Genomic DNA, 24,372 nt, shown 5'->3' with positions numbered 1-24,372 from the left:
ATACTTTTAATCCTCAAGCTTCTCCTTATAATAATCGTACATGGCAAATTGGGACCTTAATTCAGGTGTTCCTTTTGCTCTCTTTCTGTAGGCATTGTCTTGTTTTGCGGAGAACACCCTGGCCTTGGAATTGTCCTTCCAAGAAATCTCAAAGGTATCGAGCAGTTCCTGTCTTATATCCGGGTCGTAAACAGGACAGCCTACCTCTACCCTAAAATCCAGGTTACGTGTCATCCAATCTGCTGATGAAATATAGATTTTAGCATCGCCATCATTGCCGAAAATGAACAATCTTGGGTGTTCCAAGAATTTATCGACCACACTAATGGCCTCGATATTCTCACTCATCCCCTCCACACCGGGAATCAAACAGCAAATACCCCTTACGATCATTTGAACCTTCACCCCTGCCCTACTGGCTTCATAAAGCTTGTCCACCATCTTATACGAAGTAAGGCTATTCATCTTGATCTTGATATAAGCTTCCTTTCCCGCTTTGGCAAAAGCAATCTCCTTATCGATCAACTTCATAAAAGTCGATTTGGTATAATGTGGGGATACGATCAGATGTTTGTATTTGTTGATTTTGTAATTGGTCTCAAAGAAACCAAAGACTTTGTTCATGTCCTTTAAAATCCCTTGATGCGCCGTGAACAAGGTGTAATCGGTATAAATCTTTGCGGTCGACTCGTTAAAGTTTCCGGTACTGATGAAACCATATCGTTTGATTCTATCATCCTCTTCGCGCTCCACCAAACAGATTTTACTGTGGACCTTTAAACCAGGGACACCAAAAATCAGGTTGACCCCCTCATCCTGAAGATAGTTGGCGTATTCGATGTTGTTCTGCTCATCGAACCTTGCCTGCAACTCGATTTGAACGGTGACCTGTTTTCCGTTTTTAACCGCGTTGACCAAGGCTGATGCTATCTGGCTATCGCTTGCCAAGCGGTAAATGGTAATTTTTATGCTACGCACCTGGGGATCCAAGGCGGCCTCCCGCAAAAACTTGGTCACATAACTAAAAGTATGGTACGGGGCGTAGATCATATAGTCCTTATGGGCTATCATATCCAGCAAACTCCCTTTCATACTGAGGCCCTTTACAGGTAGCGGTTCAATTTTATCGTACATGAGGTCCTGGCGCCCCAAACTTGGAAAGCCCATGTAGTCCCGTCTATTGTGATAACGGCCACCTGGAATCACACTATCCGTATCCATGATGTCCATTTTTTCCTTTAGGAACTGTAGCGTGTCCTTGTCGATGCTCTTGTCGTATACAAATCGCACGGGATCACTTATTTTTCTGTGCTCCACACTGGAAGATATCTTCTCGATAAAGCTCTTGCTCAAATCATTGTCGATATCCAATTCAGCATCACGTGTAATCTTGATCATATGAGCGGAGATGGATTCAAAATCGAACATGGTAAACACGCTATCCAAGCAAAAACGAATCAAATCATCCAGTATGATAACGTAGTTTTTGTCACCTTCCTTTGGCAATACCACAAAGCGGTCTATTCCCTTTGGGATCTCAATAAGGGCATATCGGTTGTGTTTTCCTTTTCCGGACCCGTTTTTCATCACGATCTTTGTAGCTAAATAAGCCGCGGTGTCCTTCAGCAACGGAAACTCGGCAAGGTCGTTCAAGATGATGGTCATCAACTCTTGATTTACCTTTTTGAAAAAATAGTCCCGAATAAACTCAGCCTGACTTTCGTTGACTTCGGTTTCCCTTATAATGAAAATATTTTCTTGGCGAAGCTCTTTATCGATCTGTTTGAAAATCTCCAAACTACGGGCTTGCTGGTCGATCACGATCTTGGTAATCTCCTCCAGCAAATCTTTTGCCCTTTCGCCGCCCAATACACTTTTACCTGTTTTTCCCGCGTCAACAATACGTTTTACTGTAGCGTAGCGTACTTTGAAAAACTCATCCAAGTTGTTACTGAAAATCCCTAGAAACCGTAAGCGGTCAATCAGGGGAACCCTATGGTCTTTACTTTCTTGCAATACCCTGGCATTGAATTGCAGCCAGCTGATTTCCCTGTTTATATATTCGTTCGTTGTTTTTACCATTTATTTTTTCAAGTGTTTTGGAAAGACCATTTGCTTGGTGGTCCCCTCTGCTATTTTGGCCCAATCGTCCACACCAAATGTAATGTGGACAAGTCCGGCTGTGGGAACGTTCTCAATATACTGATCTCCCCAAGTATTTGCAAGTGACGTAAAGGCATAGTTATGTCCAAAAATGGCAACGGTATCCAAACCGTTGTCCAACTTTTGCACAAATTGCTCCACACTATTGCCCGAAAAGTCGTAAAGAGCATTGCTAATCAAGAACTTGGACATATCAAACTCTAGGTTTCTCACAAAAATCATGCTGGTGTGCAAAGCACGGTTGGCAGGACTGGAAAATATAAAGTCGATGGGGGGTGCATGCAGTCCAAAGGTCTTGGACACCAAATGGGCATCGTTTATACCTCTTTGCTTCAACGGCCTGTCTTTATCGGAGACATCGTAATCCCAAGAGGATTTCCCATGTCTCATCAGTATCAATTGTTTCATCTTTTAGGGATTTATGGTGCCAAACGTTCTATTTTCCAATCGTAATCCTCCTGTAGGGAGAACCGAAGCCTGTCATGCAGTCTATTGGGGCGTCCCTGCCAAAACTCTATGGAAACGGGCCGCACCAAGTACCCTCCCCAATGTTCAGGCCTTGGAACTTCCTTTCCCTCATATTTTTGCTCAAGTTCCTTCAACTTGACCTCCAAATGTTCACGGGACGGAACCACTTCGCTCTGCTCGGAGACCACGGCACCCAATTGACTGCCATGCGGACGGGATTCAAAATAACCATCGGATAGGTTTTCCGCGATTTTTTCCGCAGTACCCTTTATAATGACCTGGCGCTCCATGTTCGGCCAAAAAAAGGACAGGCAAACCGAAGGATTCGCTTCGATGGCCTTTCCCTTTTCACTTTGGTAATTGGTGTAGAAAATAAAGCCTTCAAAAGTGAACTTCTTCATCAGTACGACGCGACTTTTTGGAAAACCATCCAATCCCAAGGTAGAGACCGTCATGGCATTGGGTTCGTCCACCCCGTCAGAGGCCTCGACCTCATGGAACCACTTTTGAAATTGTTCCATGGGGTTCTCTTTGACCGATGCTTCGGTCAACTCGCTTTTCTCGTAAGATTTTCTGTAATCACCAAGGTCTTTTTGCATGATGTGAAGTTCGGCAAAAATAGGGTCTCCTCAAAGTAAGGAGTTTGTAAAAGTATTGTAATTTTTCAGCTTCCAAAATCGAACACCTTGCCATCATCGGCCAATTCCACTACTGGAAAAACTTCCTCAGCTTCTTTTTTAAAAAGCTCTATGGATTTGTAGCGTGTGGAATAATGTCCCAAAATCAGTAGGCTTGCATTGGCCTTTTTGGCGATTTGTGCGGCTTGTTTGGAAGTGGAGTGCTTTGTTTTTTCACAAAGATGCTCTTCGGAATCCAAAAAAGTGGATTCGTGGTACAGCACGGTAACATTCCTTATGATGGGTAAAACGGCTTCGTTGTAGATGGTATCGCTGCAAAAAGCATAGCTTTTGGGTTCGGGAGGATCCAGCGTAAGCTTTTTGTTTGGAATTACCGTTCCTGATCGATCCACTCCATCCACGCCTTTCTTTATATTGTTGAACTGGCTCTTGTCCACACCGAATTTTCTTGCGGCGGCTATATCCAACGTTCTGGGAGCTTCCTTTTCCTCAAAAAAATATCCATTGGTGTACACCCTATGAATCAAGGGTACCGTTCGTACGGTCACCTTGTCATCTTCAAAAACAAGTTCGGATTCCTTGGATTCCAATTCGTGGAATATCAACGGATAATTGGTCCATGAATCCCCTAACTTCAAGAATAAAGTAATCGCTTGTTTGATGCCCTTTGGGCCATAAATATGCAGTTCCTTGTCCCTGCCCAACAACCTAAAGGTCGATATCAACCCCGGTAGACCAAAAAAGTGGTCTCCATGCAGATGTGATATAAAAATGTGGTTGATTCTGGAAAACTTGACCTTATATTTTCTAAGCTGCACCTGGGTCCCTTCACCACAATCAATCAAAAAAAGATGGTTCTTGATTTCAAGTACCTGCGAAGTAGGGTTGGTAAATGTTCGTGGTGTAGCGGCATAGCAACCTAGTACGGTCAATTTCATATTCCAAGGTCGCGTTCTATTTCCTCCATTTCGATAAGATCTTTGGCTTCTTGAATAGTAGGCACAACACTTATCTCATCAGGAACTTCGTCATAGCTCAACTTATCGGTCACTAAAACAAAGGATTGCCCTGCTGTTTTATGGGTATTGGAAAGATCCAGAAATTCCAAAATGTCATCTATCCCCAGTTGATCAAAAGAAAAAAGGTTGATGACAATATTGTCATGCTTGAGTTTTGGATACGCCTTATTGAGGTTCTCCAAAAAACCGGACAGGGTCGTGTTCTCTTGGAAAACTATGGTCGTTGTTCCGTCTTTGTCGAAAATCATTTCTTACTTAATTTTTGATGCCAATAGGTACAGTACGGCCATACGTACGGCCACACCGTTTTCTACCTGATGCAAAATAATGGACTGGTCAGAATCGGCCACATCGCTGGTAATTTCCACACCCCGGTTGATGGGTCCCGGGTGCATGATCACTATCTGCTTGTCCAGACTGTTCAAAAGTTCCTTGTTTACACCAAATTGTTGTGTGTACTCTCGTGTGGAAGGAAAATAACTGATATCCATCCGCTCGTTCTGAACACGGAGCATATTGGCCACATCGCACCATTCCAAGGCTTTCCTGAGGTTCGTTTCCACTCCCACCCCCAAGGATTCAATATGTTTGGGAATTAGGGTTTTTGGACCACAGACCTTAACATTGGCCCCTTGTAGTTTTAGGGCGAAGATATTGGATAGTGCCACTCGTGAGTGCAGAATATCCCCTACGATCACCACGTTCTTTCCGCCAACATCCCCCAATTTTTCACGGATGGAAAAGGAGTCCAAAAGGGCCTGTGTTGGGTGCTCATGTGCACCATCCCCTGCATTTACAATGGATGCCTTTACATGTTGTGACAAGAAAATACCAGCTCCAGGGTTAGGATGTCGCATGACCACCATATCCACTTTCATGGACAGGATGTTGTTCACTGTATCGATAAGCGTTTCCCCTTTCTTCACGGAGGATTGCCCTGCCGAGAAGTTCACCACATCGGCGGAAAGTCGTTTTTCCGCCAGCTCAAAAGATAGTTTTGTTCGGGTACTGTTCTCAAAAAAGATATTGGCTATGGTTATGTCCCTAAGGGTGGGCACTTTTTTTATGGAACGGTTGATCACTTCCTTGAAATGATCGGCCGTTTCAAAAATGAGCGATATATCCTTTTTGTTCAGATACTTTATCCCCAACAAGTGATTTACACTTAACTCGCTCATTATCTTTTATTTGCTTACTAAATATACTTTATCTTCCCCTTCGTTTTCTTCCCACATCACCTTGACCTTTTCCTCGTTTATGGCATCCACCTGTCTACCACGGTAGGTAGGCTGTATGGGTAAATGTCGACTAAAACGTCTATCGATCAAGGTCAAGAGTTCTATATTGCTCGGTCTTCCAAAGGATTGGATGGCGGTCAGGGCCGCTCGGATACTTCTTCCGGTGTAAAGCACATCATCAATGAACACTACTTTTTTGTCCTCCACCAAAAAATTCATTTGTGTGGAATTGGCCTTGAGGATTTCTCCCCGTCCAAAATCGTCCCTAAAAAATGTGATGTCCAAGGAACCAAGGTCAATATGTTTGATCTTGTATTCCTTTTTGAGAATCTTTACCAATCGTTCTGCCAAAAAAATGCCTCTGGGCTGAATACCAACTAGTGCGGTATCCTTGAAATCCAAATGATTTTCCATTAGCTGACAGGCCAACCGGTGCAGTATGATGTTGATTTCCTTTGAAGTAAGCAGAACTTTTTGACTCATATGCTGTGTGCGTCCAACTCGGTTGAATACAAAAGTAAGCAATTCTTTAAAATGTTCGTGACATAAAAAAAGCCCCGACTGTTTCCAGCGGGGCTTCGTATCATTGAAAAGTCCGATTACTTTTTCTTATCGGCTTCCATTTTGTCTTTCAATGCTTGTAATGCTGAGTTGGCATCCCCAAGGGTCGGAGCAGCTTCATCTTTGGATGCAGCTCTTTTCTTGGCAGCAGCCTTCACATTTCTATCTTCTTGCTCTCTAAAGATGGCAGTGTGGCTAGCCACAACTCTTTTGAAATCCTTATTGAACTCGATGATCTTGAATTCGGCCTCTTCACCTTTTACAAGTTTCTTGCCGTCTTCTTTTTCCATGTGACGTTGTGGAACAAATCCAACGATATCCTCATTGAAGTTGATAGTAGCTCCTTTGTCAACAACCTCTGCAATGGCAGCTTTGTGGATTGTACCTTCAGCAAACTCCTCGGAGTACTTGTCCCAAGGGTTCTCTGTGGTCTGTTTGTGACCAAGGCTCAATTTACGTCCTTCTACGTCCAATTCCAATACTTCCACTTCCAAAGTGTCACCTACGGTAACAAACTCGGATGGGTGTTTGATTTTCTTGGTCCAAGAAAGGTCGGAAATGTAGATCAAACCGTCGATTCCTTCTTCCAACTCTACGAATACACCAAAGTTGGTAAAGTTTCTAACGATTCCTTTATGTCTTGATCCAACAGGATATTTGGATGTGATATCGGTCCATGGGTCAGGAGTCAATTGCTTGATACCCAACGACATTTTACGATCTTCTCTATCCAAGGTCAATACAACGGCTTCAACTTCGTCACCTACGTTAACAAAGTCCTGTGCAGACCTTAGGTGCGTAGACCATGACATTTCTGAAACGTGGATCAAACCTTCAACACCTTCGGCAACTTCGATAAATGCACCGTAATCAGCGATCACAACTACCTTACCTTTTACTTTGTCACCTACTTTGATCTCATCACCAAGGGCATCCCATGGGTGTTTCTCCAATTGCTTAAGACCCAACTGGATTCTAGACTTGTTATCATCGAAGTCCAAGATAACCACGTTCAATTTCTGGTCTAGCTCCACAACCTCGTTCGGGTGGTTGATTCTGCTCCAAGAAAGGTCGGTAATGTGAACCAATCCATCCACACCTCCAAGGTCGATAAATACCCCGTAAGATGTAATGTTCTTCACGATACCTTCCAATACTTGACCTTTTTCCAATTGGCCAATGATCTCTTTTTTCTGTTCTTCGATGTCCGCTTCGATCAAAGCTTTGTGCGATACCACTACGTTCTTGAACTCGTGGTTGATCTTCACTACTTTGAACTCCATGGTCTTACCTACATACTGATCGTAATCACGGATAGGCTTCACATCGATTTGAGAACCTGGCAAGAACGCCTCGATTCCGAATACGTCCACGATCATACCACCTTTGGTACGACATTTAACGAATCCAGTAACGATTTCTTCTTTATCGTGTGCGTTGTTGACACGCTCCCACGCCTTGATGGTTCTTGCTTTTCTGTGAGACAATACCAACTGACCGGTCTTGTCTTCACGGATATCTATAAGTACCTCTACCTTATCGCCAACTTTTAGGTCGGGATTGTAACGGAACTCATTCAAGGAAATCACACCTTCGGACTTGGCATTGATGTCAATGATAGCCTCACGGTCTGTCATGTGAACAACTTCTCCTTCCACTACTTCCTCATCGGCAGTGTCCACAAAGTTTTCCTCTACAAGTGTTTCGAATTCCTTGAGCTTGTTGTCGTCAACGCGCTCAATTCCTTCTTCGTACTTGTCCCAATCAAAGTTTTCAAGAAATTCCTGAGGGTCTTGTTCGGGCTGTTTTGCTTCTTTTACTACTGGTGCTGCGGCAGTTTCTTCTACCTCAACGTTTTGTTTTTCTTCAGCCATGCTTTGCTGATTAAAATTTGTATTCCACGTTTTACAAGAGCTGAACAATTACCGCGGAAGTGGTTTTAAATTGATTTTCTAAATTCCCTTTTTCTCTTGCCTCCTTGCCAAAAGGGGTGCAAAAATACAATTAAATTATTGATATACAAAGCCTACACACAAGGTTTACGCAAAAAAAGTATTACAATTATTTAATGGCAAATTATGGGCAGATTGCCTATCTTGAAACTTCTAATTGTTAACTGTAAAATAATAGTATTATGAGTGTAAAGGCAAAATACCAACCTGTATTAGACTTAGGTGAGGAATTGGAAGTGAAAAACGGCGATGTCAACGTTGAAGGCGACGTTTTAAAGATAAAGGGAATGACCAAGACCCAATACGAAAAGAATCTCCTTTGGGACAAAATCAAAGAGATCGGAGGGGAAAAACCATCCGATATCAAAGCGAACATTACCGTGGAAGATGATTCCGTGTACCATAGACATACGGTAAAGAGTGGGGAATCGTTGAGCAAGATCGCGAAGCATTACTACGGCGACCCAATGAAGTACACCAAGATTTTTGATGCGAACACCAATATCCTGAAGGATCCGAACGTGATTCACCCTGATCAGGTGTTGGTAATTCCGAATTTGTAACAGTCGTCAGTTCGAGCGTAGTCGAGAACATACAACTGATAGAATAAAAAACGCCCGATCGGGCGTTTTTTGTTTTTTGAAAACCATCGTCCAAAAATGTAAGGAACCAATATTTCAAACGAACCAATGAATCATCAAACTTTCCAAAAATCATAAAATAGCACGGGTCTTTACCTGAAAAAACCATGAAAAACTCCATTTTACTACTTTCGTTCATTCTTTTCTTGTTTTTTGGCTGTGGAAATTCGCAAAACAATAAAACGGTCAACAATCAAACCGTTGGTAAAGAAAGTATCACACAGGCCCAATCCGAACTGATCTTTAATCATTCCAAGGTGTTCCCTAACAATACCCAACTTGCATTCGCCTTTATAGAAAATGGCAATGTGATGTATTACGGCGCAGAAAAAAGGAACGATTCCATTTTTACCATTCAAAACCATCAAAATGCTTTCGAAATCGGCTCGATCACAAAAGTGTTCACTTCCACGCTACTTGCCGATTTTGTTTTGGAAAACAAAGTACAACTGGACAACCCCATCAATCCATATTACAATTTTGAGTTTAATGAAGGGCAAGAAGTTACCTTTAAAACATTGGCCAACCACACCTCAGGTCTTGCAAGGATGCCATCAAACCTGGTCTTCGATATCTCCAACCAAGATCCATTTTCCAGTTATGATGTAGACGAATTGGAATACTATTTGGCCAATGAAATGGAATTGTCTTTTGATGAAGATGGCGCATACGAGTATTCCAATGTTGGAGCTGGACTATTAGGCCATACCTTATCAAAAATTGGCAACAAACCTTTACTCCAATTGTTTCAAGAAAACATCTTTTCAAGGTACCATATGTCCAACAGCACTATTGGGAGCGACAAGGTATCCACTTTTTTAGTCCAAGGACAAAGTTCTGAAGGAAGACCTGTGAAAAATTGGAACTTGGCCTCGCTATCTGGTGCAGGGGATATTATTTCCACCGCAGAAGATCTATCCAAATTTGTTATCGCGCAATTTCAGGAGGATAATAAAACTTTGGCATTGACCAGAACCGTGACGCATACTATGAGCGATACTTCCAGTATAGGTTTGGGATGGCACATGCGAAAAGGGTCATCTGGCGAAAATTGGATTTGGCACAATGGTGGAACAGGTGGTTACACCTCCTGCTTGGTAATGAATACAGAAAACCAGAATGGGGTCATTGTACTATCCAACGTTTCCGCACTTGGCGACCCCATGATACATATTGACCAACTTTGTTTTGGGCTTATGGAAACTCTGTAACTATACTATTCATTATTCACCTTCGAAATCACCCTTTGTGAGAAATCATGAATACGTTCGAACTGTTCTTCCAATCCCATATCGCTGTTGTCAAACTCAATGGCATCTTTGGCTTTGGTCAAGGGCGAAATTGTCCGTGTTGAATCGATACGATCACGTTCCTCCACATTACGCAGCACTTCGGCATAGGCAACATCCTCCCCTTTATCCAATAATTCCTTGTAGCGTCGAGTCGCTCGGGTTTCGGGAGAAGCGGTCATAAACAGTTTTAGCTCTGCATCTGGAAAAACAACGGTGCCAATATCACGGCCGTCCATGACAATACCTTTGTCCTTACCCATTTCTTGCTGAATCTTGACGAGCTTTTCACGAACTTCTTTGATTGCTGCCACCCGGCTTACATAACCGGAAACCCGCATGGTCCGAATCTCTTGTTCCACGTTTTCATCGTTCAAAAACATATCGGAACGCCCAGTTTCCTTGTTGGGTACAAATTTGAGATGAATTTTGGACAGCTTTTCTACCAACGCATCTTCGTCCAATTCCCCTTTTTCATCAATGACACCTTCTTGCAGGGCAAAAAGGGTTACGGCACGGTACATGGCACCCGTATCCACATAAATATAATTCAAGGTTGAAGCCAATCGTTTGGCGATGGTGCTTTTTCCCGTAGAGGAATATCCGTCAATTGCAATCGTTATTTTTCCCATACACCAAAAATAGGCAGAAAAGGTATTACACCGTTATGACCTGAATCATTTAAAGTGACTTTGCATTCTTTACCTTTTGCTTGGTAATGGCCAAATCGATTACCTCGCTCATATCCGTCACATAATGGAAGGTAAGCCCTTTAAGGTATTCGGCCTTGATTTCCTCGATGTCCTTTTTGTTGTCTGCACAAAGGATGATTTCCTTGATGCGTGCCCTTTTTGCCGCCAAGATTTTTTCCTTGATTCCACCTACGGGCAATACTTTGCCACGAAGGGTAATCTCGCCCGTCATGGCCAAGCTCTTTTTCACTTTACGCTGAGTGAAGAGTGATATCAACGAGGTCAGCATGGTAATACCTGCACTTGGACCGTCTTTTGGCGTTGCACCTTCAGGCACGTGAATATGAACATTGTACTTGTCAAATACGCTGGAATCGATGCCATATTCATCTGCATGGGATTTAATGTACTCCATGGCAATTGTGGCCGACTCCTTCATGACCTTTCCAAGGTTACCGGTAATGTTCATGGTTCCCTTTCCTTTGGAAAGAATGGATTCAATGAACAAAATATCCCCGCCTACACTGGTCCAGGCCAAGCCTGTGACCACACCGGCCACATCGTTGTTTTCGTATTTGTCCCGCTCCAATCGAGCCGGGCCTAAAATCTCCTCAATATTCTCGTTGGTCAAGGTTACATTGTACTCCTCTTCCATCGCAATGGATTTGGCCGCGTAGCGCACCACCTTGGCAATCTGTTTTTCCAAACTTCGTACTCCGGATTCACGGGTGTATCCCTCAACGATTTTTTCCAATTGGCGTTTACCGATTTTCAAATCCTTTTTGGCCAATCCGTGTTCCCCGAGCTGTTTGGGCAACAAGTGACGCTTGGCTATTTCTACCTTCTCCTCGATGGTGTAGCCGGTTACATTGATGATTTCCATACGGTCTCGCAAAGCAGGCTGTATGGTGGATAAATTATTTGCAGTGGCAATGAACATGACCTTGGATAGGTCATAGCCCATCTCCAAAAAGTTGTCATGGAACTCACTGTTCTGCTCAGGATCCAACACCTCCAACATGGCCGAAGATGGATCTCCTTGATGGCTGCTGGCCAGTTTATCGATCTCATCCAATATAAATACCGGGTTAGAGGTCCCTGCCTTTTTCAAGCTCTGGATGATCCTACCGGGCATGGCACCAATATATGTTTTTCGGTGTCCGCGGATTTCCGCCTCATCGCGAAGCCCTCCCAAGGACATACGTACATATTCCCTGCCCAAGGCCTCTGCCACGGATTTCCCCAAGGAGGTTTTACCCACACCGGGAGGTCCATACAAACATAGGATGGGCGATTTCATATCATTTCGCAATTTCAAGACCGCCAAGTATTCAATGATTCGGCGCTTTACATCTTCCAGTCCGTAATGATCACGATCCAAAATCTTTTGAGCTCGTTTCAAATCGAATTTGTCCTGGGAATACTCATTCCATGGCAAATCCAACAACAGGTCCAAATAATTTCTTTGGATGGAATACTCGGCCACTTGTGGGTTCATGCGCTGCATTTTGGAGAGTTCCTTCTCGAAATGCTCCTGCACTTTTTTGCTCCACTTTTTCTTTTTGGCCTTTTCCGCCATTTCATCCACCTCTTCCTCGTAAGACAGTCCACCCAGTTCCTCTTGGATGGTCTTCATTTGTTGGTGTAGGAAATATTCACGCTGCTGTTGGTCCATATCACTACGGACCTTGCTCTGTATATCGTTGCGCAATTCCAACTTTTGAAGCTCTTGGTTCATGTACTTCAAGGTGGCCAGAGCCCTTTCCTGAAGATTTGGCATTTCCAAAAGTTGTTGCTTTTCGTTTACCCCCAAATTTAGGTTGGACGATACAAAATTGATCAGGAACGAATTGCTCTGGATATTCTTGATGGCAAAAGTGGCCTCGCTCGGAATGTTCGGGTTGTCTTTGATGATCTTGAAGGCCAATTCCTTAATGGAATCGATGATGGCCTCAAACTCACTGCTCTTCTCATCTGGCCGCTCTTCCTTGGCTTCGCTGACCTTGGCGGTCATGTAGGGCTTCTCGGTAAGCACGGCATCTATATTGAACCGCTTCTTCCCTTGAATGATAACGGTAGTGTTCCCATCGGGCATTTGAAGCACCCGTAAAATACGTGCCACGGTTCCCATGGTATTGATGTCCTCTGGTCCCGGATTTTCAACACTTTCATCCTTTTGGGAAACCACACCAATGGTCTTGGAACCATTATTGGCATCCTTGATCAAGTTAATGGATTTGTCCCGCCCTGCAGTAATCGGAATTACTACGCCAGGGAACAAGACCGTATTGCGAAGGGGAAGTACCGGCAAGGTTTCCGGCAAACTCTCCCTGTTCATCTGTTCCTCGTCCTCTGGGGTCAACAACGGAATCAATTCCGCATCTTCATCAAGCCCCTGTAGATCTATATTGTCAAATTTGGTAATTTTCATCTCTCCCATATCATCTTTTCGGTCATTTTGTCAGAATCGACCAAGGACCAATATTTTTATTCAACATTCAAGCCTTCGAAAAACCCTCAAAATCAGTGTTTACAGCGAATTGAAGACTTATTATCATCCATTAATTGGCAATTCCTGTGCCATTAAAAATCAAATTTTAAGAAAAAAGTGTAACAAATGGTAAATTGGGTAATCTATAAGACAAACCATTCATTTTTTGAGCCAACAAAATGAACATATTGACACACTGCTCAAATCGTGCATGCAGGGCAAACAAAGTGCGCAGCTAGAGATTTACAACCGGTATTACAAAGCAATGTACAACACCGCTTTTAGGATTGTAAAACACACTGCCGAGGCCGAGGATGTGATGCAGGAATCCTTCCTGAGCGCATTTACCAAACTGCACACCTTTAAAGGAGACGTCGCCTTTGGAGCATGGTTAAAGCGGATTGTGATCAATAACAGTATCTATCATTACAAAAAGCAGCAGAAAAAACGTGCTACTGATTTGGATGATGTAATGTACAAGGTCGAAGATAATGATGGAGTTGCTTCAGATCAAAATGGTTACTCAGAACTGAAGGCTCAAAAAGTGATGGAAACCATGAAAAGTTTGAAAGACAATTACAGAGTTTCTTTGACCTTACATTTAATAGAAGGGTACGATTACGAAGAAATAAGTGAAATAATGAACATTAGCTATGCTAATTGTAGAACCATGATTTCGAGGGCCAAACAAAGCCTGAGAAAAAAGTTGACCGTAAATGTTTAGTTATGAGCAAGGATAGTTTAGATAGTTTGTTTGAGAGACTCCAGGGGGAGTTCGATGTAGCGGAGCCACAAAACGGACACCAGGAACGGTTTTTGGAAAAATTGAACCAAGGCCAGGGCACCATTGCCCTGAACAAAAAGAAAACCTCTTGGTGGAAACCTTTGTCCATTGCAGCATCCATAGCCTTGGTGGCGATTTTGGGATATCAGGCCTTTGGACCTCAGCCCAACATTAAACAACAGGTAGTGAAAATAGCTCCGGAAGTTTCCCAAACCGAGTTCTATTTCGCCAACCTTATTGAGCAACAGGTAGAAGTACTCAAGGAAGAGAAAACACCTGAGACCGCTCAATTGGTGGATGACACCTTGACACAACTACAACGGTTGGACAAAGATTACCAAACCCTTGAGCAAGATTTGGTAAATGGTGGAGACAGCAAGATCATCTTGAGTGCGATGATCACCAATTTCCAAACACGAATCGACCTTTTGAAAGAAGTTTTGAGCCAAATAGAAAACATTAAGAATTTAAAATCACAGAATGATGAAAGCTTTACCATTTAAATACATCTTTTTCGCCTTGGCTTTGATTCCCCTTGTTGCGAGCGCCCATGTGGACGGCGACAAGCTGAACGGCAGGTATACCAAGGAAAAAACCATAAAAAAAGAGTTCAACGTGAACTCGGATGCCCTATTGAAAGTCGATAACAGCTACGGGAACCTGAACATAACTTCTTGGAACGAAAACCGCGTGGTGATAGAGGTTCATGTAAAAACCAATGGCAACGATGAAGACCGTGTGAAGGAGCGATTGAACGAAATCAATGTTGATTTTGAGAACAGTTCCAGCATGGTATCCGCCAGAACGGATTTTGGAAACCGCAGCAACAGCTGGGGATGGAGCTGGGGAAAACGCAAAAAAGTAAGCGTTCAGGTAAATTATACGATTAAATTGCCCGTGAAGAACAGTGTTAACCTGAGCAACGACTACGGAAGCATTATCCTGGACCGTGTTGACGGCCATGCCAAAATTAGCTGCGATTACGGTAAATTGGAAATAGGCGAACTGCGCGGACGCAACAATGAGCTTCGGTTTGACTATACCTCAAGGTCCACCTTTGACTATATTAACAGTGCGGAAATCGTTGCCGATTACTCTGGCTTTACCATTGAGAAAGCAGGTAATCTAGACATTAGGGCAGACTACACCAATGCCACAGTGGAAGAAATGGAAAATCTTCAATATTCGAGTGATTATGGTTCCATTGATGTGAAAAACGTAAAGAACGTAGATGGCAATGGAGACTATATCGGTGTGAAGCTTGGCAATGTACATGGCAATGTGGCCATTACCAGCGACTATGGTTCCATAAAAATAGACCGTTTGGCGCCAGATGCCGGAAATGTGGAGATTCGCACGGATTATACGGGAATCAAAATAGGTTACGATCCCGGTTACCATTTTGACTTTGAGATTTCCACCGAATATGCCGGGGTAAGTGGCAAAGATGATTTTGCAATCAATATCAGCAAGGAGAAATCAACCGAAAAATACTATAGTGGTTACTACGGAAAAGCAAACTCTGGAAACAGGGTGAGCATTACCAGTGACTACGGGGGCATATCATTTTATCAGAATTAACATCAAATCAAAAACAATTTAAACACAAGATCATGAAAAAATTCATCACGCTTACCCTCGCAATGGGAATGATCACCATTTCTTGCGCGCAATGGGGCAGAAAAGTAAAAGGCAATGGCGACGTTGTTACCATTGAACGTTCCGTAGGCGACTACGACGAAGTTGCCATGGCCGGGTGGTTCGATGTGGAACTTGTATCCGGTACCGAAGGGGAAATTACCCTAAAAGGAGAGTCCAATTTGCTGGAGCACATTAAAACGGAAGTAAAAAACGGTAAACTGGTCATCAAGGTCGAAAAAGGCATGAACCTTAGACCTTCCAACTGGAAAAATGGCATCCATGTGACCGTGCCCGTGGAATCCATCAATGGAGCAAGTCTTTCCGGTTCCGGCGACCTTGTGGGGAAAACCACCATAAGAGCTGACCGCTTTAGCACTGCCATGTCAGGTTCGGGAGATGTAACGCTGACCATCGAGGCCGATGAATTGGATGCCTCGTTATCCGGTTCTGGCGACATCAACCTATCGGGCAGAGCTACCGACTTTACGGTTTCGGTTTCCGGTTCCGGCGATGTTAAAGCCTATGACCTTGAAGCGGACTTTGTAAAGGCAACGGTTTCCGGTTCTGCGGATATCAAGGTTACCGCAAATCAGTCCATCGAAGCGAGAGTATCAGGTTCCGGCGATATCCATTATCGTGGCAACCCTAAAAAAATCAATTCCAAATCTTCAGGTTCTGGAGATATTACCAAAGGATAACATTACTGAGTTTATCATCAATCAAAGACTGAAAAAGCCCTGAAATTCTCAGGGCTTTTTTATGTGTTAACCGGATGTTTTCACTTTGTTCACGCGAAGTAGCAAGCAAATGCCTATCAAAAAAAACAGTCCCAAAAAGATGGTACTATTGCGCATGCTTCCCGTAAGTTGGGAGATGATTCCGTACATAAAGGTCCCTATGATGATGCCTATCTTTTCGGCGACATCATAAAAACTGAAAAACGAAGTGGTATCCGTGGTCTCGGGCAAAAATTTGGAATAGGTGGAACGTGATAACGCCTGAATGCCCCCCATGACAATCCCCACGAATCCCGCGGCAATGTAAAAGTCCATAGGGGTCTGCAGAAAGTAGGCGTAAACGCACAATACCCCCCAAATGACATTGATCACGACCAATGTTCTTATATTACCAAATGCTTTGGAGGCCCAGGCCGTGACCGTTGCCCCTAAAATGGCCACAATCTGAATCAGCAGAATACTCACGATCAATCCCATGGTGCGTTCATCATCGGAACCCCAGACAATTTCTTCCTCGCCAAAATAGGTTGCGATCAACATGATGGTCTGTACGGCCATACTGTAGGTAAAAAAAGCACCCAAATAGCGCTTTAACCTTCTATTCTCTCCCAGCTGATGCCAAACCAACCTCAATTCCCTGAAACCATTTAGGATGATGTGGTGACGTTTTCCTTGCCGCTTGTACCCTTTGGGTAAATGTTTAAAGGTATACTGACTGAAGAGGGCCCACCAAATCCCTACTGAGATAAAGGAATACTTCATGGCCTTGATCTCTGCAACTTCTCCCCCACTATCGGTTATTCCAAAGAAATCGGGCTCCATGACCATAAAAAGATTGAAAACCAATAAAATCACACTACCGATATACCCTAATGAAAATCCTTTGGCACTTATACCGTCCTGCTGCTCTGGGTAGGCGATATCTGGCAAATAGGAGTTGTTGATGGCAAAACTGACCCAAAACCCTACAAGTCCAAAGAAATAACAGGCAAGTCCAAAATAAATATGTTCCAAAGAGAACCAATACAGACCGATGCAGGATGCGGCGCCCAAATAGCAGAAGAACTTGAGGAAAACTTTTTTGTTCCCCAAATAATCCGCCACCCCAGATATAAGCGGTGTTATTATGGCTATGAAAACAAACGCCAAAGAGGTCACATAACTGATCAAAGGAGCCCGGGCAATTTCCCCACCAAAAATCGTGACCTGTTCAATGCCCGCCGTCCTGAACAGCAATCCGTAAAAAAGAGGGAAAATCGCGGAGGATATGACCAGGCTGTACACTGAATTGGCCCAATCGTAAAATGCCCATGCATTCAACAGTTTTTTGCTCCCTTTCAGGGCCAGTGTCTGTACCATAGTGTTCGTTTAAAAAAATATCACTTCGAAACCTTTTGAAAAACCCTTTTAATCGGTTGGATTTCTCATTTGGCTCGAAGTGACATGCATTGATTGTTTTATTGATCTATTTGAAAGAGGTAACCCCAAATTTACGTGCCTCTTGTTTTGCAGCCGGGGCCCATGCCGTCAAATTGTTGATTCTTGTATCGTTGGACGGGTGTGTACTTAAAAATTCAGGTGGCGCCTGCCCTCCTGAGTTTGCCTTCATACGTTTCCATAGTTCAGCAGCTTCGCTCGGATCATATCCTGCTATGGCCATGATCTGCAATCCAATTCTGTCCGCTTCGGTTTCATGGTTTCTACTAAAGGGAAGCATCACCCCTATTTGGGAGCCCACACCATAGGCTTGGTTGAACAATCCCCTGGTCTGGTCATCCTTTATGGCCACATTTCCGGCCACGGCTCCAATCTGCTGCAAAGTGCTTGCGCTCATACGCTGGGCACCATGGTCCGCTAGGGCGTGCGCCACTTCATGGCCCATGACCACGGCTATACCCGTCTCGTCCTGGGCGATAGGTAGAATTCCTGTGTAAAATACGATTTTACCCCCTGGCATACACCAAGCATTCACGGTTTCATCATCCACCAGATTGTATTCCCATTGGTAATCCTTTAGATACCCTGGATGGCCGTTCGCATCCAACCAGCGTTCCGCTGCCGTGGCTATCCGCTGCCCTACCTTCGTGATCATTTGAGCCTCAGAGGTTCCTTTTACCACTTTGTTTTCCTCCAAAAACTGGTCGTATTGGGAGAATGCCATGGGAAACATTTGGCTGTTGGGATAAAAATTAAGGGTGCTCTTCCCTGTAAATGGGTTGGTCTTGCAAGCAACCGCCAATACAAGCACGAGTATGGTAATAATAATCTTTTTCATATGGTAAACAGTGTTTTTTATCTTTCTGTAAATTACAAAATTTTATTTTCCAAAAATATGGAGTTCCGTGAAATCCTTAGGGACTTCGATGGTATTGTTTCCATTGAGTTTGATATCGTTCAGATTGACTTCCTCATTGTCCAACTCAACGGTTTCTATCTTAAATGGCAACCCATGCAACTTCAATTTAAAATTATCATAAGTCGTGATGAAATTTCCATCCTTGAACTGTTGAATGATCAATTCGTTTTCCTTGCCCGTCAATTTAAAGCGCCTCAAACTGTATCGTCCCTTTTTATAATCGTAGCCTTCTTGATGATCTTCATACACTTCGGAATTCTCGGTGCCTTCTTTAAAATACACATCTATCAGGAGCTTTTCGATTTCCTTTTCCCCTACATACTGCTGCACGGGATATTTGGGTATCATGGCCCCTTCCTTCACAAAGAGCGGAACTCGATGGATTTCTGCCGACACCCAACGCTCAACACCTCCTGAATTCAATTCATCGGTCCAGTAATTGTACCAGTTCCCTTTGGGAAAATACATCCTTCTTCCTTGGGCATTTGGCTCTTGGACGGGACAGACCAGCATCTGCTTCCCAAAAATAAACTCATCTGTACGGAAATGGGTCTGATGGTCCTCTTGATCGTAAAACACCAGAGATTGAAGCATTGGAAAGCCTTCCTTGATGTAGTTGTAGAACATCGTATAGAGATAAGGCAGCAATTGGTACCTCAACTCGATGAACTCCCGAACGATATCCGTGATCTCGTCCCCGAACGACCAAGGCTCCTGATCGCCATGGTCCCCACTGGAATGTACCCTGCAAAAGGGATGGAAAACGGCCAATTGCATCCAACGGGCAAAGAGTTCCCCATTGGGTTGCTCTGCAAATCCACCGATATCAGACCCAACAAAGGAATAACCACTCAAGCACATGCGCTGCATCTGCACATTCGCAATCCATAAATGTTCCCAAGTCGCTACGTTATCACCGGTCCAAGTGGCACAATAACGCTGCGTTCCAGAATATGCCGCCCTGGTAAGCACAAAAGGCCTGCGAGGGAACATGAACTTTTTAACCCCCTCGTAGGTGGCACGAACCATTTGCATTCCATAGATATTGTGTGCCTTCCTGTGGCTACAGGGGTGTCCGTCGTAATCGTGTCGCACGTCCAAATTGGCGGTCTTTGTGGGCACTTCCATAATGGCGGGCTCGTTCATATCGTTCCAAACCCCGCTAACGCCCATACCGGCGATCATTTCTTTATAAAGGTCTGCCCACCACTCACGAACTTCAGGATTCGTGAAATCCGGGAATTTACATTCACCTGGCCATACTTTGCCTTTAAAATGGGGGCCATCGGCCCTTCTGCAGAAAAACCCATTGTCCATGGCCTGTTGGTACACCCAATAATCACGGTCTATCTTAATCCCCGGATCGATCATGGTAATGGTCTTAAAACCATCCTCCTCCAATTCCTCTATCATTTTTTTGGGATTGGGAAAGTATTGGTTGTTCCAAGTGAAGCATCGGAATCCTTCCATATAGTCAATATCCAGATAAATCGCATCGCAGGGTATGTTCAACTTCCTGAAATTTGAAGCGATGTCCCTTACCTTTTGTTCTGGGAAATAACTCCATTTGGATTGATGGAAACCAAGTGCCCAAAGTGGCGGAAGCTCGGGAACCCCGGTTAGATCGGTATAAGATTCCACGACCTCTTGCATTTGGGGGCCATAGAAGAAGTAATAGTTCATTTCGCCTCCATCGGCCCAAAAACTGGTAACATTTCGCTTCTCACCGGCGAAATCAAAATAGGTACTGAAAGAGTTATCGAAGAATATACCATAGGCAATACTATCCTTCAACCCGATATAAAAGGGAATGGATTTGTACAAGGGTTCTTGATCTTTGCCATAGGCATAGGAATCCGTTACCCAATTGTTGATCCTTTTTCCCTTAAGGTTGGTATGCGAGGCTTTATCCCCCATACCGTAGTAGCTTTCCCCGGAATGGCAGACCTTGCTCATCTTCACTACATTCCCCCCATAATCGAAGTTCTCGTCCCAGTGGAAACCAAGTTCATCTTCCATAAGAACCACTCCGTCCAAATCAACGATTTGTACCTTCAGGTTGGTCTTATTGATGTACACCTTGATTTTGGAAGTAGTGATCACATATTCCGGTATCTCATCTTCCACGGTAAGCTCATTGTAACCAAGGTTCACGTCTTCGCTGATCGCGTATGAGAAATCAGGCTCGAACACATACTCCGTAGCGTACCTGAAACGCACCACACTATCCCTTAGAATGGTTACCTGTAGAATCACTCCATTTTGAGTGGTAAAATATATTTTGTCGTTTTCCTGTTTGAAGTCAACGATATGATTGGGGAACTGATTCCCTCTTGTTGCAATCTCTGTATTGGTTATCATCTGTAATCAGTTGAGGCTCACAAAAAAAACACAAAAGCCTGAATAATTAAAAATATGTTGTGAAAAGCAATTAACTATAACGATTTAGTAGTGTTTTATTTATACACCACCACACCCAAGGGTGGCAGGTTCAACACAACGGACTGTTCATACCCGTTCCACTCGGTTTTGGAAGGCTTCACTGTTTTTTTGCCCATACCGCTTCCCGAATACTTTTCATCATCACTATTAAAGACCAATTTCATGGTGGATGTCTTTGGAACCCCTAACCTGTATTTTTCCCTCGGGACCGGGGTAAAGTTGCACACAATGATCAAATCGTCTTTGGGGTCCTCCCCTTTTCTGATATAGGAAATGACCGTGTTTTCCTGATCATTGTACTCTATCCACTGGAAACCCTCTGGACTGAATTGTTTTTGGTACAACGCCGGATGGGTCCTGTACATTTTATTCAAATCCTTGATTACTTCCTGAATGCCTGAATGAAAATCATATTGCGTCAAGTGCCAGTTCAGACTTTCCTGAAAGTTCCATTCCGAAGATTGGCCAAACTCTCCTCCCATGAACAGCAAGTTGCCTCCCGGGTGTGTGAACATATACCCGTAGAGCAACCTCAAGTTGGCAAAGCGTTGCCATTCATCACCTGGCATTCGGTACAATAGGGATTGCTTGCCGTACACCACCTCATCATGCGAAAAAGGCAGCATGAAATTCTCGGTAAAGGCATAGGTAAGACTAAAACTAATACTGTTCAGATCGTATGATCGGTGTATAGGGTCTTTTTTAAAGAACTCCAAAGTATCGTGCATCCAGCCCATCATCCATTTCATGCCAAAACCCAATCCACCAAAATGTACTGGTTTTGTCACCCCTGTGAATGCCGTGGATTCCTCAGCAATGGTCTGAACCCCTTTAAAACTGGCGTAAACCTCTTGGTTCATCTCCCGTAAAAAGGACAGGGCTTCCAGGTTTTCGTTGTTCCCATACATATTGGGCTCCCATTCGCCATCTTCCCTTGAATAATCCAAGTAGAGCATGGAGGCCACAGCATCGACCCGCAGTCCGTCCACATGGTATTGGTCGAGCCAAAAAATGGCATTACTGATCAAAAACGCCCGCACCTCGTTTCTTCCATAGTTGAAAATGAGGCTTTTCCAGTCGGGATGATAACCTCTTCTTCTGTCCGGGTGCTCGTAAAGATGCGACCCATCAAAAAAGCCAAGTCCATGGGCATCTTCAGGAAAGTGTGAAGGCACCCAATCCAAAATCACCCCGATACCACGCTGGTGCAAGGCATCTACCAAAACTTTAAAATCCGATGGTTTTCCAAAACGTGAAGTCGGTGCAAAATACCCAGTAATCTGATAGCCCCAAGAAGGGTCGTAGGGATATTCCATCACAGGCATGAACTCAACATGCGTAAAGCCCATCTCCTCCACATAGTCGGCCAATTGTTCCGCCATCTCCAAATAGCTTAGCGATTCCCAGCCGTTCTTTTTCTTCCATGAGGCCAAATGCACTTCGTAAACCGAATACGGCTTATCCAGCCCATTTTTCTCCTCCCGGGTGTTCATCCAATCAATGTCCTGCCATTTATGGTCATCCTCCCAAACCACCGATGCCGTATGTGGTGGTTGCTCACAAAAACGTGCAAACGGGTCGGCCTTCTCGGTCCAGACATCATTGTTGTTGGAGTGTATCTTGTATTTGTACTTGGTGCCCTTGTCCACACCCGGTATAAAACCTTCCCAGACACCACTACTGTCCCAGCGTACATTCAATTGATGTTCGTCAGCGTTCCAGTAATTAAAATCGCCAACCACACTTACCGATTTGGCCGAGGGTGCCCAAACGGCAAAATACGTTCCCTTGACCCCATCGACTTCGGTAAGGTGGGAACCCAGTTTATTATAGAGCCGAAAATGCTTTCCCCCTTTAAAAAGGTCAATATCAAAATCCGTAAAAAAACTATGAGGAACTACCTTGGACATATCAGTGGGTTTAGTACTATACAATAATAAGCATCTTTGAGCAAGAATACGATTATCGCAACATATTTGACATTGGAAACAACATTTTTTTAAAAATGGAACGCTTTTTGATTTTATTGCTGCAACAGTTAAAATGAACACAAATCAAAAAATCCAAAATCATGAATAAATTTAGTACAATTTTAGGAGCAGTTATCGTTTTTGTCTTCGCGGCATGTGAAGGCCCACAAGGACCTCCCGGTTATGATGGCCTGGATGGACTCGATGGGCAAGATGGTCTTGACGGTATCCAAGGACAGGTTGTGGAAGTTGAGGGAGTTTTCTTTGACTATATCCCAGAAGACAATCTTTTCAGCACACTAATCACTTTTTCCGATGTGACCGACTTTGAGGTGTTTGAATCAGATGCGGTTCTGGTTTACCGACATGATGGTTTGATAGACCTAAACGATGGTTCAACCGCAGATGCCTGGACTCAAATACCCCAGAATTACTTCTTGAACGAAGGTACCATTCAATACGTCTTTGCCCACACTTTTGTGGACCTGGAATTGTTCATCGATGGTAATTTTGACCTATCCGGATTGAGCACCGATTTCACGGACGATCAATTGTTCAGGATTGTGTTTGTACCGAGCGAATTTGCCCAATCAGCTGACTTTGACGCTTCAAATATTGACAATGTCATGTCCAAACTCAATATCAAGGAAGGGGAGGTCATGAAATTGAATATTGACTAATATCCCATAAAAAATAGTATCTTAAGTCTCATTGGTAATCAATGGGACTTTTTTTATTGAATCTTTTGAAAGGATTTCAATTCAATTACGTCCAAACACATAAAAAACAAAGAATGGGAAAAAGATTGCTATTACTTCTTTTGATTGTATTTACCGGATGCAAAGGAACATCTCAGGAAGAAAAAAAAGAAAACAAGGAAACAGCCTTCAAAGTCAACAAAACCGATGCGGAATGGCGGGCCGAGCTCACCGATATGGAATATTATGTGCTCCGAAAAGCTGCCACCGAAAATGCTTTTTCCAGCGATTTATTGGACAATAAGCAAAAGGGAACTTATGTTTGCGCTGGCTGCGGGACACCATTGTTCAAAAGTGAGCACAAGTTCAAATCAGGAACGGGATGGCCCAGTTTTGACAGGGAAATCGAAGGCAACGTAGCTTTCGACACCGATTACAAAATCGGTGTGGCCCGTACGGAGGAACATTGTGCTGTTTGTGGAGGACATCTGGGACATGTTTTCAATGATGGCCCGAGCAATACAACAGGAAAAAGGCACTGCATCAACGGAGCCGCACTGGATTTTATCCCCGACGGCAATTAGACATTTAT

Annotated in this window: 22 protein-coding genes; 8 read left to right on the top strand and 14 right to left on the bottom strand. The window is 43.7% G+C overall.

Annotation, left to right across the window (positions count from 1 at the left end; translation table 11 throughout):
* Positions 1-6: 6 nt before the first annotated feature.
* From ppk1 to rpsA, 8 genes are all read right to left on the bottom strand, one after another.
* The gene (gene ppk1, locus EO132_RS05675) at positions 7-2,082 is read right to left on the bottom strand and encodes a polyphosphate kinase 1 (protein WP_127137001.1); all 2,076 of its coding nucleotides are present in this window, start codon (positions 2,080-2,082) and stop codon (positions 7-9) included.
* Positions 2,083-2,571: a SixA phosphatase family protein gene (locus EO132_RS05670; RefSeq protein ID WP_127137000.1), complete on the bottom strand. Its 489-nt coding sequence runs from the start codon at positions 2,569-2,571 to the stop codon at positions 2,083-2,085.
* A gap of 11 nt (positions 2,572-2,582) precedes the next feature.
* A complete protein-coding gene (gene pdxH / locus EO132_RS05665; RefSeq protein ID WP_127136999.1) occupies positions 2,583-3,230 on the bottom strand; it encodes a pyridoxamine 5'-phosphate oxidase in 648 nt (215 codons plus the stop codon).
* Positions 3,231-3,295: 65 nt separating this feature from the next.
* Positions 3,296-4,207, bottom strand: coding sequence for a ribonuclease Z (locus EO132_RS05660; RefSeq protein ID WP_127136998.1), 912 nt, complete (start codon positions 4,205-4,207; stop codon positions 3,296-3,298).
* Positions 4,204-4,536: a ribonuclease Z gene (locus EO132_RS05655; RefSeq protein ID WP_127136997.1), complete on the bottom strand. Its 333-nt coding sequence runs from the start codon at positions 4,534-4,536 to the stop codon at positions 4,204-4,206. Before EO132_RS05655 ends, EO132_RS05660 begins: the two co-directional genes overlap by 4 nt.
* A 3-nt stretch (positions 4,537-4,539) precedes the next feature.
* On the bottom strand, positions 4,540-5,466 hold the full coding sequence (locus EO132_RS05650; protein ID WP_127136996.1) for an aspartate carbamoyltransferase catalytic subunit: 927 nt from the start codon (positions 5,464-5,466) through the stop codon (positions 4,540-4,542).
* Between the two features lie 6 nt (positions 5,467-5,472).
* Positions 5,473-6,009, bottom strand: coding sequence for a bifunctional pyr operon transcriptional regulator/uracil phosphoribosyltransferase PyrR (gene pyrR / locus EO132_RS05645; protein ID WP_127136995.1), 537 nt, complete (start codon positions 6,007-6,009; stop codon positions 5,473-5,475).
* Between the two features lie 116 nt (positions 6,010-6,125).
* Complete coding sequence (gene rpsA, locus EO132_RS05640) at positions 6,126-7,961, bottom strand: 30S ribosomal protein S1 (RefSeq protein ID WP_127136994.1); 1,836 nt, start codon at positions 7,959-7,961, stop codon at positions 6,126-6,128.
* 260 nt (positions 7,962-8,221) lie between these two features.
* On the opposite strand from rpsA, the gene EO132_RS05635 reads away from it, so the two are divergent.
* Both EO132_RS05635 and EO132_RS05630 read left to right on the top strand, forming a co-directional pair.
* On the top strand, positions 8,222-8,602 hold the full coding sequence (locus tag EO132_RS05635) for a LysM peptidoglycan-binding domain-containing protein (protein WP_127136993.1): 381 nt from the start codon (positions 8,222-8,224) through the stop codon (positions 8,600-8,602).
* A 185-nt stretch (positions 8,603-8,787) separates the two neighbouring features.
* Positions 8,788-9,891, top strand: a complete 1,104-nt coding sequence (locus tag EO132_RS05630) for a serine hydrolase domain-containing protein (RefSeq protein ID WP_127136992.1) — start codon at positions 8,788-8,790, stop codon at positions 9,889-9,891.
* Between the two features lie 5 nt (positions 9,892-9,896).
* Here EO132_RS05630 and cmk read toward each other — a convergent pair whose 3' ends face one another.
* Together cmk and lon are read right to left on the bottom strand one after the other, a co-directional pair.
* A complete protein-coding gene (gene cmk / locus EO132_RS05625; protein WP_127136991.1) occupies positions 9,897-10,601 on the bottom strand; it encodes a (d)CMP kinase in 705 nt (234 codons plus the stop codon).
* Positions 10,602-10,650: 49 nt separating this feature from the next.
* Positions 10,651-13,101 carry an endopeptidase La gene (gene lon / locus EO132_RS05620; RefSeq protein ID WP_127136990.1) on the bottom strand — a complete coding sequence of 817 codons (2,451 nt, stop codon included), beginning with the start codon at positions 13,099-13,101 and terminating at the stop codon, positions 10,651-10,653.
* Positions 13,102-13,318: 217 nt separating this feature from the next.
* On the opposite strand from lon, the gene EO132_RS05615 reads away from it, so the two are divergent.
* From EO132_RS05615 to EO132_RS05600, 4 genes are read left to right on the top strand one after another with little or no spacing between them, the layout of a single operon-like run.
* Positions 13,319-13,876, top strand: a complete 558-nt coding sequence (locus EO132_RS05615; protein WP_127136989.1) for an RNA polymerase sigma factor — start codon at positions 13,319-13,321, stop codon at positions 13,874-13,876.
* Between the two features lie 2 nt (positions 13,877-13,878).
* A complete protein-coding gene (locus EO132_RS05610; protein ID WP_127136988.1) occupies positions 13,879-14,439 on the top strand; it encodes a hypothetical protein in 561 nt (186 codons plus the stop codon).
* Entirely contained in the window at positions 14,420-15,517 is a 1,098-nt protein-coding gene (locus tag EO132_RS05605; protein ID WP_127137030.1) for a DUF4097 family beta strand repeat-containing protein, read from the top strand. Before EO132_RS05610 ends, EO132_RS05605 begins: the two co-directional genes overlap by 20 nt.
* Positions 15,518-15,549: 32 nt before the next feature.
* Complete coding sequence (locus EO132_RS05600; RefSeq protein WP_127136987.1) at positions 15,550-16,275, top strand: head GIN domain-containing protein; 726 nt, start codon at positions 15,550-15,552, stop codon at positions 16,273-16,275.
* Between the two features lie 66 nt (positions 16,276-16,341).
* Here the strand turns inward: EO132_RS05600 and EO132_RS05595 are convergent, their stop codons facing one another.
* From EO132_RS05595 to glgB, 4 genes are all read right to left on the bottom strand, one after another.
* Positions 16,342-17,673, bottom strand: coding sequence for an MFS transporter (locus tag EO132_RS05595; protein ID WP_127136986.1), 1,332 nt, complete (start codon positions 17,671-17,673; stop codon positions 16,342-16,344).
* Between the two features lie 106 nt (positions 17,674-17,779).
* Positions 17,780-18,589 carry a M48 family metallopeptidase gene (locus EO132_RS05590; RefSeq protein WP_127136985.1) on the bottom strand — a complete coding sequence of 270 codons (810 nt, stop codon included), beginning with the start codon at positions 18,587-18,589 and terminating at the stop codon, positions 17,780-17,782.
* A 42-nt stretch (positions 18,590-18,631) separates the two neighbouring features.
* Positions 18,632-21,031 (bottom strand): glycoside hydrolase family 31 protein, encoded by a 2,400-nt coding sequence (locus EO132_RS05585; RefSeq protein ID WP_127136984.1) that lies wholly within the window; start codon positions 21,029-21,031, stop codon positions 18,632-18,634.
* A 95-nt stretch (positions 21,032-21,126) separates the two neighbouring features.
* Entirely contained in the window at positions 21,127-23,022 is a 1,896-nt protein-coding gene (gene glgB / locus EO132_RS05580) for a 1,4-alpha-glucan branching protein GlgB (protein ID WP_127136983.1), read from the bottom strand.
* A 161-nt stretch (positions 23,023-23,183) separates the two neighbouring features.
* Here glgB and EO132_RS05575 point away from each other — a divergent pair, with 161 nt between their 5' ends.
* Both EO132_RS05575 and msrB read left to right on the top strand, forming a co-directional pair.
* Entirely contained in the window at positions 23,184-23,762 is a 579-nt protein-coding gene (locus EO132_RS05575; RefSeq protein ID WP_127136982.1) for a collagen-like protein, read from the top strand.
* Between the two features lie 113 nt (positions 23,763-23,875).
* Entirely contained in the window at positions 23,876-24,364 is a 489-nt protein-coding gene (msrB, locus tag EO132_RS05570; protein WP_127136981.1) for a peptide-methionine (R)-S-oxide reductase MsrB, read from the top strand.
* Positions 24,365-24,372 lie beyond the last annotated feature (8 nt).

It is taken from the genome of Flagellimonas oceanensis (assembly GCF_003992595.1).
Lineage (GTDB): Bacteria > Bacteroidota > Bacteroidia > Flavobacteriales > Flavobacteriaceae > Flagellimonas > Flagellimonas oceanensis.
This window is presented reverse-complemented; position numbering and strand designations above follow the sequence as displayed.

Coding starts and splice junctions, on each gene's coding strand:
- ppk1 (WP_127137001.1), bottom strand. CDS start 2,082: ATGGTAAAAACAACGAACGAATATATAAACAGGGAAATCAGCTGGCTG.
- EO132_RS05670 (WP_127137000.1), bottom strand. CDS start 2,571: ATGAAACAATTGATACTGATGAGACATGGGAAATCCTCTTGGGATTAC.
- pdxH (WP_127136999.1), bottom strand. CDS start 3,230: ATGCAAAAAGACCTTGGTGATTACAGAAAATCTTACGAGAAAAGCGAG.
- EO132_RS05660 (WP_127136998.1), bottom strand. CDS start 4,207: ATGAAATTGACCGTACTAGGTTGCTATGCCGCTACACCACGAACATTT.
- EO132_RS05655 (WP_127136997.1), bottom strand. CDS start 4,536: ATGATTTTCGACAAAGACGGAACAACGACCATAGTTTTCCAAGAGAAC.
- EO132_RS05650 (WP_127136996.1), bottom strand. CDS start 5,466: ATGAGCGAGTTAAGTGTAAATCACTTGTTGGGGATAAAGTATCTGAAC.
- pyrR (WP_127136995.1), bottom strand. CDS start 6,009: ATGAGTCAAAAAGTTCTGCTTACTTCAAAGGAAATCAACATCATACTG.
- rpsA (WP_127136994.1), bottom strand. CDS start 7,961: ATGGCTGAAGAAAAACAAAACGTTGAGGTAGAAGAAACTGCCGCAGCA.
- EO132_RS05635 (WP_127136993.1), top strand. CDS start 8,222: ATGAGTGTAAAGGCAAAATACCAACCTGTATTAGACTTAGGTGAGGAA.
- EO132_RS05630 (WP_127136992.1), top strand. CDS start 8,788: ATGAAAAACTCCATTTTACTACTTTCGTTCATTCTTTTCTTGTTTTTT.
- cmk (WP_127136991.1), bottom strand. CDS start 10,601: ATGGGAAAAATAACGATTGCAATTGACGGATATTCCTCTACGGGAAAA.
- lon (WP_127136990.1), bottom strand. CDS start 13,101: ATGGGAGAGATGAAAATTACCAAATTTGACAATATAGATCTACAGGGG.
- EO132_RS05610 (WP_127136988.1), top strand. CDS start 13,879: ATGAGCAAGGATAGTTTAGATAGTTTGTTTGAGAGACTCCAGGGGGAG.
- EO132_RS05605 (WP_127137030.1), top strand. CDS start 14,420: ATGAAAGCTTTACCATTTAAATACATCTTTTTCGCCTTGGCTTTGATT.
- EO132_RS05600 (WP_127136987.1), top strand. CDS start 15,550: ATGAAAAAATTCATCACGCTTACCCTCGCAATGGGAATGATCACCATT.
- EO132_RS05595 (WP_127136986.1), bottom strand. CDS start 17,673: ATGGTACAGACACTGGCCCTGAAAGGGAGCAAAAAACTGTTGAATGCA.
- EO132_RS05590 (WP_127136985.1), bottom strand. CDS start 18,589: ATGAAAAAGATTATTATTACCATACTCGTGCTTGTATTGGCGGTTGCT.
- EO132_RS05585 (WP_127136984.1), bottom strand. CDS start 21,031: ATGATAACCAATACAGAGATTGCAACAAGAGGGAATCAGTTCCCCAAT.
- glgB (WP_127136983.1), bottom strand. CDS start 23,022: ATGTCCAAGGTAGTTCCTCATAGTTTTTTTACGGATTTTGATATTGAC.
- EO132_RS05575 (WP_127136982.1), top strand. CDS start 23,184: ATGAATAAATTTAGTACAATTTTAGGAGCAGTTATCGTTTTTGTCTTC.
- msrB (WP_127136981.1), top strand. CDS start 23,876: ATGGGAAAAAGATTGCTATTACTTCTTTTGATTGTATTTACCGGATGC.